A 12,862-nucleotide genomic window follows, 5' to 3' on the forward strand; every position below is an offset into this window, starting at 1 on the left:
TTCATATTTACTTAATCATAAAGAAATTACATCAAAGGCAGGGAGCGCAACGTAGACTCCTATGGGAATAGCTTGAGCTGAAGACCCCGCAGGAACGAAGTGACGAGGAGGCTGAAGCCAAGCCCATGGAAAGCGAAGTTGCGCTCCCTACCGGTTAGTTTATGCATTTCTATTCATCTCGAAGTGACTTTGTCTACAGTCTGAATCCATTTATAATATGGATTTTAAGGATGTACTAGTTAGTTCTTTTGGTCGTTAAACTTTTCATTGCAATAGTTAAGGAGATCAATCATTAACTGCGAAAGATCGTCAATTTTTTGCTTCTTCGATTTATAATATCCCGTTCTCCCACCATCTCTAAGGCTTATCACTTCATTAATGATAGGATGCCAGTTTTCTGGAATATGGCGCTTTTGAAATGACCCCTCGTTCTTGTAGTTTATAATACTGACGCATGTAACTTCTCATGAGTACGATCTTTATTTTATGATGGATACCCTTTGTAACGCCTTAAAGGGATGGGTATTACTTGATATGGAGTAAGACCACTTTTTTAGTCAGCCTTTCATGCCTGCGTTACTCAACTTCTTTTCTCGATTTTAACTCTCCTTATCGACCGACCGCCTGCCGGTGTAAATATACCATTTTAGCTATGTTGTGAGACAGATAAATTATTTTTAAAAATCCATATTACAAGTAGATTTAGTGTGTTGACAAATAAGGGAGGAAATCAATTTGATTTCCAACCCTTTTTCCAGTCCAAGCGGTTTTGCAAATACAATGTATTATCTGAATAGCTCACTACTCAAGCCATCCCAATCCAAACCAGTCATTTTCTCTTTCCGATTAACAATGTGATTTGGGCCATGGTGAATGTCAATGAAGACTTTTTTCGATAGGCGACATACTTGGATTCCCAAAAATCCGCATATTTCTGTTTGAAATTTTTTAAGCCTTTGAAATGATAAAAATATTGACCGTGCAGGAAGATTTGGGCTGCTATCTTTTCACTAACAAAGGAATATTTAGATCGTCCTACATTTGACAATGGTGACATTCCAATATTGAAAACTTGATAGCCTTCGGCTTTCGCCCATTCGAATAAGGATAAGAAAATGAAGTCCATCGTTCCATTCGGAGCATCTGGTTTAAAACGCATGAGGTCAATTGAAATCCGCTTTCCCTTATCGTACATCGGCATAATACTGGCAAACCCTAGAATCTCCTCTTGATTCCTGAGAATTGCAATACTGGAAGTACTCAAGTAATTCCGATCGAAAAAACCTAGCGAAAAGCCCTTCTCTACTCTCCCTTGCAGCCATTGTCTTGACACTTCCTCCAGTTCATCCATAATGACGGATGAATAGGGAGGGCTCAATAATTCGATGAAATAATTTTCCCTAACAAACTTATTCTTAACTGCTCTGCTTGCCTTCAGCTTTTTTCCAGCTAGAGAGAACTGCTCCAGATCGACATAGGCTTCCTCGCCCAACTTGAAAAAGCCGAATCCAAACTCATGCAACGAAGATAGAATTTTATTATTCACTTCGTAAAACACCGGTGTGTAGCCATACAGATCTGCTGTATCCAAAAACTCTTCGATGGCGGATGAAAAATCCGATTCCCTTCCTACCGGATTTCCAAGAACCACAATTTTATCTGCATAAATTTGGTAAGAAAATAAAACGCTCTTTTCTTTATTCCAAAAAACGTATTTATCATGCAGAAAAATTAAATGCGAAAACTCTGTTCCTGTATATGTTTGAAGATGCTGCTTGATTTTTTCTTCTTCGTTCAGCGAAGAAAGTATTTCCATTTTCTTCGGCCTGTGAATAATGTGGCCGATAAATAGAATGGCGAAAGCAATGAGAAGCCCAATGATCGCGCTGAAAAACAAGTCCGTTGAATCCGTAATGATCAAGTCACTCAGTGAAGCCGGAATATGAATTTTGGATGAAGGCATGCTTACATACCCAATGAATACATACATTCCAGTAATAATGGTTACGACAGTCAAATCAAACAGAGCGATGCCCCAAGTAACCACATAACTTTCCCGGTAAAACTGACGTTTAGATGCCAACAGTAACGCCATTACAATGAGTAAGAAAATTGCCTCCTCATAATCGAACCCTTTTATTATCGAAAAAATTGCTGCGCTGATCAACACAATAACAGCGAGGTGAAATGTCCGTTTCACTCTCGAATTAATGCCCCTGCATAGTCCTAACAGAACGAAACCCGCTGCCACTGTCAATTGATGGGACACATTCATTATCGGAGAGGCAATGAATTCCTGTGTAATTTTGAGTCGGCTAAACACGCCAGGTACAGCTGCGGACAATAGCAGCATGATTCCTGCGATGAAAACGAAAACCGTTACTAATACTCGGCTAAGTTTTTGAACGATGATGGCTGGTACGTCATCCCACGAACGATTCCACTGTTCCCAATATCTTTTTACAAATAAAAGGGTCGAGAAAAGGAACGGCAAGACGAAATAACCCATCCTGTACAAAATGAGCAGGAATAGCACTTTTTCATCAGCAATCCCTAAACTTTGCGTTCCCCAAAGGAACACAACGTCAAAGGAGCCAATCCCTCCGGGAATCATACTGGCAATTCCCGCACAGGCAGCGATTAAGAAAATAGGGATCAGCGCAGATAGTTCGATTGGAATATGTAATACTAAAGTTAACAGCCAGATCACTAAAAAGACGGAAACCCATTCAAATACGGAAGTGATGACGAGTTCAACAGCCATGTTGGCCTTAATGGAAGGCGAATCCAGTTGGCGGTAGCGGAACAGAAAAACAGCCATAAAAATGGGGAAATATAAACTAACGGCCAATACCGCAATCAAGAGCCATCTCGTCTCTTGCAACAATGGGAAATCTCGAAAATAGATCGTAACGATCCACGCTAACAATGAAATTCCCGTCAAATAAAACAAGGTGATGGAAGCAATGTTTTTCAACATCCCTTCCTTGTCTTCCCTATATTCTGAATAAAAATAACTCCGCATCATGACACCGACAAGACCACCAAAGCCGATGAGATTCGAAAACGTGTTAGAAATAAATGAATGCTGCAAAAGGCTCGTCGTCTTCATTTTAATGCCCAACACTTTCAAAAGAATGACGTCATAGTAAAGCATAGGTGCAATCGCGCAAAATGAAACGATGATGATAAGAGCAAGTTCCCATGACTGTACTTGCGCCATTTCAGCCCTGATCATCTTCATGTCTAATCCACGTACCGTCTGTTGAATTTCAATAATAGCTAATCCCAATAAGACGAGGGGGAATAAAATCTTCAGAACGCTAAACACCCGCTCTTTTCTTATTTTAAACAAATACATCACCCAACTCCCTAACAATATACTCCCTCTTCATGTGATACCCATAAAGGAAAGAAAAAATCCGAGCATTAATTCCACTATCGACTGCCAGTACAGCACAAAAATATGGACAATTGAACTTAAACTATGTAAATACAAAAAGAAGCCAATAAAAGCTTGATTTTATTAGCTTCTTGTTATATTTCATTCCATCGTATCGTACTATTACAACTATTTGTCGCCTTCTTGCAATAATGTAATTTCCTTTATGACAAGCATCGTGAGGTTGCCAATAAGGAACTCTTCTTTCATCAAGTGCCTTCAGTCCACTTCTTCTTTTCCAGCCAATTTTACTCCGTACCAACCTTTTTGCCGTCTCTACTGAGCAGAATATTTTTCATTGCAATACGTAATAATATAAACCATTAACTGCAAAAGATCATCAATTTTTTGCTTTTTCGATTTAGCATATCCCGTTCTCCTACCATCTCGAAGGCTAATTACTTCATTAATAATGAGATGCCATTTTTCTGGAACGTGATTACAAGCATAGGTACATGCCTTGATTTTTGAAGTGACAGCTCGTTCTTGTAACGTATAAAATTGACGCAACACACCTGGAACAGACCAGAGCAACTCCTGTTCAATCAGTCGATTTGGCAAAAAGGCAGCAAAACGTTGATATTTCTTCAACTTATTGACTCGTCCAGCCCAATAGGAGTTCATATTCCGGAGAATAAATGAAGTCAGTTCACTTTCTTCTATTTCTATGGAGAACGAAGTAACTTCTGGCCCAGTCACACGGATTCCTTTATTTTTAAACATCCACCATGTGACTGGATTCATCTCATGCTTGCTCCGCATTGCTTTTCCGCCATTCACATAAAGACATTCGATTATCTTATTCGAATTCCGACCCACCTCATTATTAAGAATATAACTGCCATCCATCTCTATGGTCTGTTGTCTTTTTAATTCTTGATGGATTTGGCTGATAGCTTGTACTTCCTCATCCCCTAATGGTTTGTTGACCACCGCCATGAAGTCAATATCGCTGGAACCTTCTTGATAGGCATCTAACGCAATTGAACCATGTATATACAAACCAACTAATGTTTCAGGTAGTTTTTGGTGGAATATAGCTAGGTAGTGGTCTAATATGTGTTGTACAGGTTTTGTTATTCTAGAGTCCAAAAAATATCCCCTACTCTCATGTCTCTAAAAAAGCAAGGACGCGTAAGAGACCATTGCCTCCTCATGTAAATATCATTTTACCGCCTCAAATGTAAACGTTTGATCTTGGCTCTCAGGCATGGTTCCATATTGATAATCTGCCGACACCACAATATCCTTAAAACCGATACTTTGTAAAATAAGTTTGAACTCTTCCAGGCCATACCAACGGATTGCAAAGCGTTGCAACTCCGTTTGCATTAAGTTGCCGTAACTCCATTTTTCATATCGTAAATAGGACACTTTGCTCTGTCGGAACAAATCGGCTTCAATTAATTTTTCTTCCATCGTGATTGTGTCGCCATTGGGCAAGGAAAACGTGGAATTTGCAACTACCATACCAATCTTTTCAAACTGGGCTTCCGGAAGAAATAGATCAAGGATCAATCTGCCGCCCGGTACCAGATGTTCATACAAGCGTTTTAAAACCTTCATCGCTTCATTCCGTTCTTCAATCAATTGAAAAGAACCAGCGGGAATCAGAATGGCCTCATATCGTTGCGATAATGATAGCTCTTTTATATCAGCCTCATATAAGACAGGTGCCAGTCCTCGTTCCGCGCATCTCTCACGGCAGGACAACAGCATATCTGCTGAATAATCTACACCTTCCACATGATAACCCGCCTCTAAAAGCGGAATTAAAAAGCGTCCTGAACCGACCATCGCTTCCAAAATCGGGCCTTTGCAGCTTTTTAGTCTCTCTATATAATAGGGAATCTCTTCGCCAAACGAATGGCCGACCGGCTTCGTGATATCGTACACTTCCGTACAAAGTTCTCCATAATAACTAAAAGACATTTTATAACCTCCCATTTTATCATTCGGGTTATAGCCCTTGATGCTAGGTTTTTTGCTTCCTATCAATGATTCATAGTCCACAATTTTACTATAACAAGAACATTCTAACATATTTAACTAGCAAATACATCTCGTTACTAGTCAACTCTATTATTCTCAGCACTTTAAATTTGACAAAAAAATTTATTTATGCTATAATTTACAAATATATAATCGATGTGTATAATAAGGTTCTCCTGGCCAGGGGAATCTTTTTTCCGTTGAGGAGGATGAAGGATTTGGAGGAAAGCAAAGCAAGCTTTACTTCCGTCTTGACAGCTTTCGGACGCGCCTATCACAGTCGATTCGATACACCAAAAATTTTTAATGACTTTGCTGTAAATGACTTGATCTTTGAAAAAGAATTTGAGGAGATTAGCCTCAACATGGTAGATGGTATTGATTTTTTCAATCCCTCCATTAAAGAAAAATATCAAAACTGTCCCGATAAGATCCTTCGTTGGATCACTCATTTGCAATTGGCCCCCACATCGATAGCCCGCTCGGCTTTTTGCGAACAAGTCTTGCACAATGAGATTCAATTGGGCACCACTCAGTATGTGATTTTAGGAGCCGGCTTGGATACGTATAGTTTTCGCCATTCAGATGTAAGCAGTTTAGATGTCTTTGAGGTTGATCATCCCGCTACACAAGAATCCAAAAAGGTAAGGATTCAGAAAGCCGGTTGGTCCATACCAAGCCATTTGCATTTTGTTCCGATGAATTTCAGTGAGGGGTTTGATTGTAAAGGTCTTTTAGAGTCTGGTTTCTCATCTGATAAAAAAACCTTTTTCAGTCTGCTGGGAGTATCCTACTATTTGAAGAAAGAGGACATTGCTGAATTGCTAAAAACTTTATCTGCTAATGTGCCACCAGGCAGTTCCATTGTTTTCGATTATGCTGATGAACAGCTGTTTCAGGAAAAAGGAAGATCAAATCGTGTGCAGCAGATGGTTCAACTGGCTTCTGCTACCGGCGAACCAATGAAATCATGTTTTTCTTTTGAGGAATTGGAGCGGTTACTGGAGGAATCAGGTTTATTAATTTATGAACACTTATCTCCCGCCGACATTCAAGAGCGATTTTTTCAAAACAGATCTGATGAATTGTCCGCATTTGAAACCATCCATTATGTACATGCCGTGAAACGATAAGTTTTCCGGAAGCCAACCGCCTGTTATTCGGTTGATGGCTTCCGGCTTTTTATGCGATGGGCGTACCGTTCAAAACGGGCATATCCGGTTTTAGCAACACCACGTCGCCTTCCTCCGGCACGCCGCCTAGGACTAGCACTTCTGATTTGTACCCAGCAATCCGTCTGGTCGGGAAATTTACGACGGCGACCACTTGCTCCCCAATTAACATTTCCGGAAGGTACCGTTTCGTGATTTGTGCAGAGGATTGTTTTATCACAAGCTCACCAAAATCGATTTTTAATTTGATGGCTGGAACCCTGGCTTCTGGAAACGCCTCTGCATGGATGACGGTGCCGACACGAATATCCAATTGTAAAAAGTCTTCAATTGCTGCCATTTTGTTTCGCCTCTCTTTCTATTGTATCCCTTGCCATAATCCAATCAATAAATAGATGGCCGTTCCCCAAATGAAGACAGCCGAACATTTATTAAACAAAATAAAAATGCCTGAAGGGATCTGAATCCTTTTCAACAGGGATCCAAAGGTGGATAATCCGAAAAACCACAACCAAGATATTGCGATACAGGCTAGAGAAAAAAGGAGTCTGTCCTGCCCGTTATATTTTACTGCGCTAGTTCCGATCACCCCAATTGTATCCAATAAGGCATGCGGATTTAATAATGAGACGGAAAGCGCAAAAAGAATTTGGCGTTTCGCCGGCATCGCGACAGTTCCTTCAAGATTTGCTGCTGGAGATGTCCAAATGACTCTTCCCATATAAACAAGGAACAGAATGCCTGCCACAATTAAGACGAGCCGCAGCCATTCGAATTGCAAAACGATCAATGATAATCCTAAAATAGCCAGAACGATCAAGACAGTATCACAAATGGCAGCGGTAATTGCCGCTGGGAATGCTTTGAGGAGAGTCGGCTGTGTAACCCCCTGTGTAAAGACGAAAATATTTTGCACGCCAAGGGGCAGGATGAGACCAAACGCGAGCAAAACACCATGAATAATCGGTTCCATTCCTACCCTCCTCCCATCTAGCTCTGGTTTCTTTTTGAAAACAGACACTAGAAACATAACCTAAGTCAACTTTATAAGCAGTTAAACTATACTATCAAAAAAGCAGCTCGAACGTAAGAATTTAATATCATACACTTGATTAGATTAAAGGCTTAAGAACTGTTATAGCAGCATCCGCAAATACGATTCAAAGTTCACACCAGCAATTGTTGGAATCTGCTCTTCCGATGTCGACTTGATTGCGGCCGATAAAAACTTCTCTGCGAGTTCCATCGCCTCAACAGTATTCTGACCGCGCATCATACCGCCCATCATGACAGAGGCAAATAAATCACCCGTTCCCGAATAACTCTTTCCGTTATATTCTTGCAGATTGTGATACGATCGGGAGCCTTCAATATACATATTACCGACGTATCTCGTATCGGAAAGTGCCGGCGGATTTAATCCGGTAATAATAACTTTTGCGTCTGTTTCTGATTGCAGCTGCCGGCCAGCCTCCTCAATTGCGACTAAATAATCCTCACTCGTTTTGTACGCTTGCAGTTTGTCAAACGATAGGCCCGTCAGTAAACAACATTCCGTAACATTCGGCGTTATTAAATCAGCACGCTTCACCAATTCCTTCATATAACTAATCAAATCGTCAGTAAAAACATCATACATCAGTCCCCTGTCCCCCATAACCGGGTCCACCAACAGTGTTGTCTCTTCCTTGTAAAACGTATGTAAAAAAGAAAAGATATTTTCAATTTGCTCTTTTCCTGTTACGAAACCCGTATGAATACCATCAAATGTTACGCCCATCTTGCTCCACTCGTTTGTAAAATGAGACATCTTCGAAGTTAAATCCTCACAAAAATAGCTAGGATATTCTGTCTGCGACGTCAAAATGGCAGTCGGTAAAGGGACTGGCTGCACCCCCATGACAGATAAGACCGGAATGGCCGCTGTGAGCGAGCATTTTCCGAAAGAAGACATATCTTGGATGATCGCAACTTTTTTCAATTAATTTCCCACCTAACTCTTCGGTACTTGCACTTCTTCCATCGTACCACAAGAAAGGGAAAGCAAGAATATAGAGAATCTCAATTTCTATTCCCTTTCTCTGACCCCTATAATTTTCGTCGAACTGGCACTTTTGTGATGGTCAGATATTCAGTACTATTAAAGTAATTAAAATTCCGTAGAGTGAGGGAATGGATGCGCCTATGCAAACTTTACAACACAAGAAAGAAACGGTACACAAAGCTAAGACAAATAAAGTAGTACTTTTACAACAAAAAACAACAACCCATACACGTACAAAGACGATGGATTTAGTACTGACAGCCATTCTGTCGACAATTGTATTATTGTCAACTGTATTTATTAACATTAAGCTTCCGATTGGACAAGGTGGCCTCATCCATTTAGGGACAGCGGCACTTTTCATCGTTGCCATTTTATTCGGTCCGAAAAAGGGAGCGCTAGCTGGAGCAATCGGGATGGGCTTGTTTGATATTTTTGGCGGTTGGATCATCTGGGTGCCAACGACCATCATCGCACGTGCCTTGCAAGGCTATATTGTCGGGAAGATTGCTTGGTCGAAAGGTCACCGGGGAGACAGTGTAAAACTCAACATCCTGGCTGCCGTTGCGTCTACCCCTGTGATGCTTGCCGTGTACTATATCGGGCAAGGCATCATGTATAACAACTGGGTGGCGCCACTGGCATCCATCCCAGGTGATCTCATTCAAAGCGTTGTCGGTTTGGTGATTGCTATTCCGCTTTGCTTAGCTTTGAAAAAGACACCATTTTTCCGTAATAAATAATAATAAAAAGCAGGGAAGAGAATGCTATTTGCTCTCTTCCCTGCTTTTTATTTGTGAGATCAACATAGAGCTTCACTATTCTTCATGACAACGAAACTCCTTAAGTGAAATATTCCATTGTATCAAGATCCAACAAGATAATAAATGATTGGCAGCAATAGTAATACCGCTATAGTTTGAATAAAGGTCAAAATCATGTCTTTCTTGAGATTATTTCTTCCTGGATAACGATTCATCATGCGGTGAAACACCAGCAAAAGCACCCACCAAATTAAGAATTGCAGCATAGTGGAACCTAGATTGCTATAGAAATGAGAATACACGCGAGCTCCCCCTTCTTCTTTCGTTTTCTATCTAGGCTATTTACTTCTCTACTAAAGACCTCTTTTACAGATTAAAAATCAACCTAATTCACGTATTACATTTGATTGTATCAAATTTCCAGTATTAATATAAGGTAATCTGAAATTATCAACATGAATTTAAAAAGGAAATTAAAAAGGGAAACCAGCTGTCTATCCGGTATCCCCTCTTTATATGTAATTCATTATATAGACATAGTAAAATCATTTGCGAGTAGGGAAGTCACCATTTCCCTACTCGCCCATTTATATTAGGATGTTAACTTTCATATTGTTTATTTTTTCACTTCATAATGCAGTTCAACAAACTGGTTAAAGGTCCTCACGCTTTTCAATGAAAGATTTAATTGGTAATCCCCCTCTCGAAACAGTGGTATCCCTTTACCAAGCACAGCTGGGGCAACGGTTACAATGAGTTCATCAACCAACTCTTCCTCCAAGAATGTTTGTAACAGTTCTCCACCACCAACTAGCCAAATGTTTTTTCCCTCTTGGTTTTTAAGTTCGTCTATCAACGTAGAAAGATCGCCGCTCACAAATTTCACATTTTCAGTGTCTTCGACTACAGACCTTGTAAACACATAACAATCTTTGTTTACATAAGGAAACTCCTTTAAGTCTTGATTCATGATCCAATCATACGTTCTCTTGCCCATGATTACAGTACCCACCGTATCATAAAACTCCGAGAATCCATTATCCCCCTCCCCCTCGACGGAAAAGAGCCACTCGAGCGATTCATCCTTTGTAGCAATATATCCATCTAAACTCGAAGCAATAAACAAGACTACATTTCGTTTGTTCCCCATAAAAAAATCTCCTTTATTCTAAATAATAATTATCATAAAGATAAAAACCTCATAACTTACACTTCCTATTTTCAATGAGTTCCGCAATTTGTCATGCTCAAAACTGTTATTCAAGCTCCGAATGGTATACCGGATAGAGAAACTCAATGTTCTCTCTCTCGAAAGAATACGATTCTCCCGACCGCCTGCCCCAACTATCATGCGTTTCATTTTTCGCTTCATCATATAAGTTCCATCCAAATTGAAGTGACGGTTCTATATACATAGATGTCCACTTCAACCCATGCATAGTAGAGATTCTGGCTTTCTGCTCACCTTCCAGATAGCTTAGCCATTCATTTGGTAGTGATATCATGCCATACGGAGAGGATGAGAGGAGTACTTCCTTTTCCATTTGTACTCTAGGTACATATCGGTCGATTTCATCTCCCCAAGTATAATTCCGATGTTGAACTGCGTAAAAAGAAACCGAATGAGCTTGCTGATCTGGCCGGATATTCCAGACAATCCGATAGGAAGAAGGATCCTTCACGTCAACCTTCCATATTTTCGGCCTACCTCCGCCATCCACTTCAGCTATCTTCCACTTCCGCTGCTTCCATACCCAGTAACTTAGACCATAATCATCTTCTTCCGATATAAACGGCACGACGAGATGACGCTCACCGGCTGGAAGTTTATCTAGAACGGTTGAAACAACGGATCCCGGAAAAGCTTTGTTGATTCTATCGGCTATTTCTTGATCTGTAGGGAATGAGGAAGGAGTTGAAAAATAAAACCAATAAATGAATCCGAAACATAAAGCAAAGGCGACAGCCGCTCCCATTCCTAACCGTTTTTTCATATGCAGTACCTCCTCATTTTTGCAGTATTTATTTAGAGGAAAACAAATGAATTAACAACCAGCAGCCTCCTAATATCATCAAGATTAAAAGGAAACCTCCCAGTATCATCACAACGCTGAACATTCCATATCCCCCTATTCAATTTTTCACCAAATATATCATTAGAATGCAATAGAAGATAAGCTGCACTTGCCTCTAATTAGTTTTGTGGTATCTTTGGTATACAGTGTATTCGTCAGATTATTATAACAATGAAATGAGGTAGCTACGTGAAGAGCAAACTGTTTATTTTTCTTTGTTGTTCCTATTTGATTGCGTTCGCCATCAACCTAATCCCTTCAATAACACATCCAGATTCCACGATGACGATTATCAATTTATCCACCTCAACCTTACTAGGTATTGCCTTATTCGCATTTATAGGAAAGACTTCTTTCCAAAATGTTGTTGTAAAGAACATCTTATTAATTGGCTTTATATCCGGCGTAGTGGTTTACACAGTTAACTTTTCAAACTCGTTAACTGACCTTGCTATGATAGATATTCTAACTGCAGTTCAGTATCCCTTTTATTTGATTTTCGCAACTCCATTATTCGGATTGAATTACCTAGTTGACATAAGTTATGATGCTTTTTCATTATTACTATCAGCAGGCTATTTGTTTGCAATCATTTTTGTTATTACTATTCATAAAAAAACCATTCTAAAAGCGTAAAGTGAAGATCCACTCCTTTTATTACCGACAGAAAACCGACTCTTCCAATCGATAATAAAGCTGTTGCTTCTGTGTAGTGACTAGTATGCCTCTTCCATCATTCTCGATAAACGTGAGAGCATGCATTCCGCTACTCCATTTCGGCCCCACGCCAATTAATAAATATGGAAACCTTTCCTTTAATTCGGATTCTGAGTCAACAAACGTTTCATAGTACCATTCTTCTGAATAAAACGGCTCCTCCTTTGCAGTCATTACTTGTTTGATCAGTCGTTTTTCATCCAAGCAAGCTTCCCTTCCTGAAGGGTGAGTCGGAATAATGGCGGCATTCTCTACAACTGCAAAATAAGTCTCCAGCTTATCTTCCGGATAAACAAGATGATGGATTGGGATAGCGAGCAAATGAATGGCCAAGAAGAGATAATTTGCACCAAAACCAAGCCAAGCATACGATCGATAGGTAGCCCAGCGACCTTCTTTCCGTTTTAAAATAAATAATAAAATCCAAACACCTAGCGGCAAAACAGATAAAGAGATAAATGAATCATTAATTGGTATGTTAATAGTAAAAGAAAATAAACCGAATAAGACGACTAAAATAACCGCTATAATTGGCGGCTTTTTAGATTGCTTTCTATAAAGTCGCGCTACCAATAATGCTAGTAAAGCGTATCCAGTTGCTTTCGCAATTAATGCTATTACATCCATGTTCAGATCATACACTACTGCCAAACTGA

Annotated in this window: 12 protein-coding genes; 3 read left to right on the top strand and 9 right to left on the bottom strand. The window is 39.9% G+C overall.

Annotation, left to right across the window (positions count from 1 at the left end; genetic code table 11):
• Positions 1-829 precede the first annotated feature (829 nt).
• From mprF to ACSW3C_RS19340, 3 genes are all read right to left on the bottom strand, one after another.
• Positions 830-3,361, bottom strand: a complete 2,532-nt coding sequence (gene mprF / locus ACSW3C_RS19330; RefSeq protein ID WP_486564638.1) for a bifunctional lysylphosphatidylglycerol flippase/synthetase MprF — start codon at positions 3,359-3,361, stop codon at positions 830-832.
• A 357-nt stretch (positions 3,362-3,718) separates the two neighbouring features.
• Positions 3,719-4,534 (bottom strand): nucleotidyltransferase domain-containing protein, encoded by an 816-nt coding sequence (locus ACSW3C_RS19335; protein WP_486564640.1) that lies wholly within the window; start codon positions 4,532-4,534, stop codon positions 3,719-3,721.
• Between the two features lie 72 nt (positions 4,535-4,606).
• Positions 4,607-5,374 (bottom strand): class I SAM-dependent methyltransferase, encoded by a 768-nt coding sequence (locus ACSW3C_RS19340; RefSeq protein WP_486564642.1) that lies wholly within the window; start codon positions 5,372-5,374, stop codon positions 4,607-4,609.
• A gap of 278 nt (positions 5,375-5,652) precedes the next feature.
• Here ACSW3C_RS19340 and ACSW3C_RS19345 point away from each other — a divergent pair, with 278 nt between their 5' ends.
• On the top strand, positions 5,653-6,567 hold the full coding sequence (locus ACSW3C_RS19345; RefSeq protein ID WP_486564644.1) for a class I SAM-dependent methyltransferase: 915 nt from the start codon (positions 5,653-5,655) through the stop codon (positions 6,565-6,567).
• Between the two features lie 49 nt (positions 6,568-6,616).
• Here ACSW3C_RS19345 and csaA read toward each other — a convergent pair whose 3' ends face one another.
• The 3 genes from csaA to ACSW3C_RS19360 all read right to left on the bottom strand — a co-directional run bounded on the left by csaA (position 6,617) and on the right by ACSW3C_RS19360 (position 8,587).
• Positions 6,617-6,946 carry a chaperone CsaA gene (csaA, locus tag ACSW3C_RS19350; RefSeq protein WP_486564646.1) on the bottom strand — a complete coding sequence of 110 codons (330 nt, stop codon included), beginning with the start codon at positions 6,944-6,946 and terminating at the stop codon, positions 6,617-6,619.
• An 18-nt stretch (positions 6,947-6,964) separates the two neighbouring features.
• Complete coding sequence (locus ACSW3C_RS19355) at positions 6,965-7,579, bottom strand: LysE/ArgO family amino acid transporter (RefSeq protein WP_486564648.1); 615 nt, start codon at positions 7,577-7,579, stop codon at positions 6,965-6,967.
• Between the two features lie 162 nt (positions 7,580-7,741).
• Positions 7,742-8,587, bottom strand: coding sequence for a pyridoxamine kinase (locus ACSW3C_RS19360; protein WP_486564650.1), 846 nt, complete (start codon positions 8,585-8,587; stop codon positions 7,742-7,744).
• A gap of 305 nt (positions 8,588-8,892) precedes the next feature.
• On the opposite strand from ACSW3C_RS19360, the gene ACSW3C_RS19365 reads away from it, so the two are divergent.
• The gene (locus ACSW3C_RS19365) at positions 8,893-9,393 is read left to right on the top strand and encodes an ECF transporter S component (RefSeq protein ID WP_486564722.1); all 501 of its coding nucleotides are present in this window, start codon (positions 8,893-8,895) and stop codon (positions 9,391-9,393) included.
• Between the two features lie 637 nt (positions 9,394-10,030).
• Here the strand turns inward: ACSW3C_RS19365 and ACSW3C_RS19370 are convergent.
• Both ACSW3C_RS19370 and ACSW3C_RS19375 read right to left on the bottom strand, forming a co-directional pair.
• Positions 10,031-10,564 (bottom strand): dihydrofolate reductase family protein, encoded by a 534-nt coding sequence (locus tag ACSW3C_RS19370; RefSeq protein ID WP_486564652.1) that lies wholly within the window; start codon positions 10,562-10,564, stop codon positions 10,031-10,033.
• Positions 10,565-10,670: 106 nt separating this feature from the next.
• Entirely contained in the window at positions 10,671-11,408 is a 738-nt protein-coding gene (locus ACSW3C_RS19375; RefSeq protein WP_486564654.1) for a hypothetical protein, read from the bottom strand.
• A 270-nt stretch (positions 11,409-11,678) separates the two neighbouring features.
• Here ACSW3C_RS19375 and ACSW3C_RS19380 point away from each other — a divergent pair, with 270 nt between their 5' ends.
• Complete coding sequence (locus tag ACSW3C_RS19380) at positions 11,679-12,125, top strand: hypothetical protein (protein WP_486564656.1); 447 nt, start codon at positions 11,679-11,681, stop codon at positions 12,123-12,125.
• Between the two features lie 21 nt (positions 12,126-12,146).
• Here the strand turns inward: ACSW3C_RS19380 and ACSW3C_RS19385 are convergent, their stop codons facing one another.
• On the bottom strand, positions 12,147-12,857 hold the full coding sequence (locus ACSW3C_RS19385; protein WP_486564658.1) for a hypothetical protein: 711 nt from the start codon (positions 12,855-12,857) through the stop codon (positions 12,147-12,149).
• Between the last annotated feature and the right edge of the window lie 5 nt (positions 12,858-12,862).

The organism is Sporosarcina sp. AD_1 (genome assembly GCF_057373025.1).

Coding starts and splice junctions, on each gene's coding strand:
- csaA (WP_486564646.1), bottom strand. CDS start 6,946: ATGGCAGCAATTGAAGACTTTTTACAATTGGATATTCGTGTCGGCACC.
- ACSW3C_RS19370 (WP_486564652.1), bottom strand. CDS start 10,564: ATGGGGAACAAACGAAATGTAGTCTTGTTTATTGCTTCGAGTTTAGAT.
- ACSW3C_RS19340 (WP_486564642.1), bottom strand. CDS start 5,374: ATGTCTTTTAGTTATTATGGAGAACTTTGTACGGAAGTGTACGATATC.
- ACSW3C_RS19375 (WP_486564654.1), bottom strand. CDS start 11,408: ATGAAAAAACGGTTAGGAATGGGAGCGGCTGTCGCCTTTGCTTTATGT.
- ACSW3C_RS19365 (WP_486564722.1), top strand. CDS start 8,893: ATGGATTTAGTACTGACAGCCATTCTGTCGACAATTGTATTATTGTCA.
- ACSW3C_RS19355 (WP_486564648.1), bottom strand. CDS start 7,579: ATGGAACCGATTATTCATGGTGTTTTGCTCGCGTTTGGTCTCATCCTG.
- mprF (WP_486564638.1), bottom strand. CDS start 3,361: ATGTATTTGTTTAAAATAAGAAAAGAGCGGGTGTTTAGCGTTCTGAAG.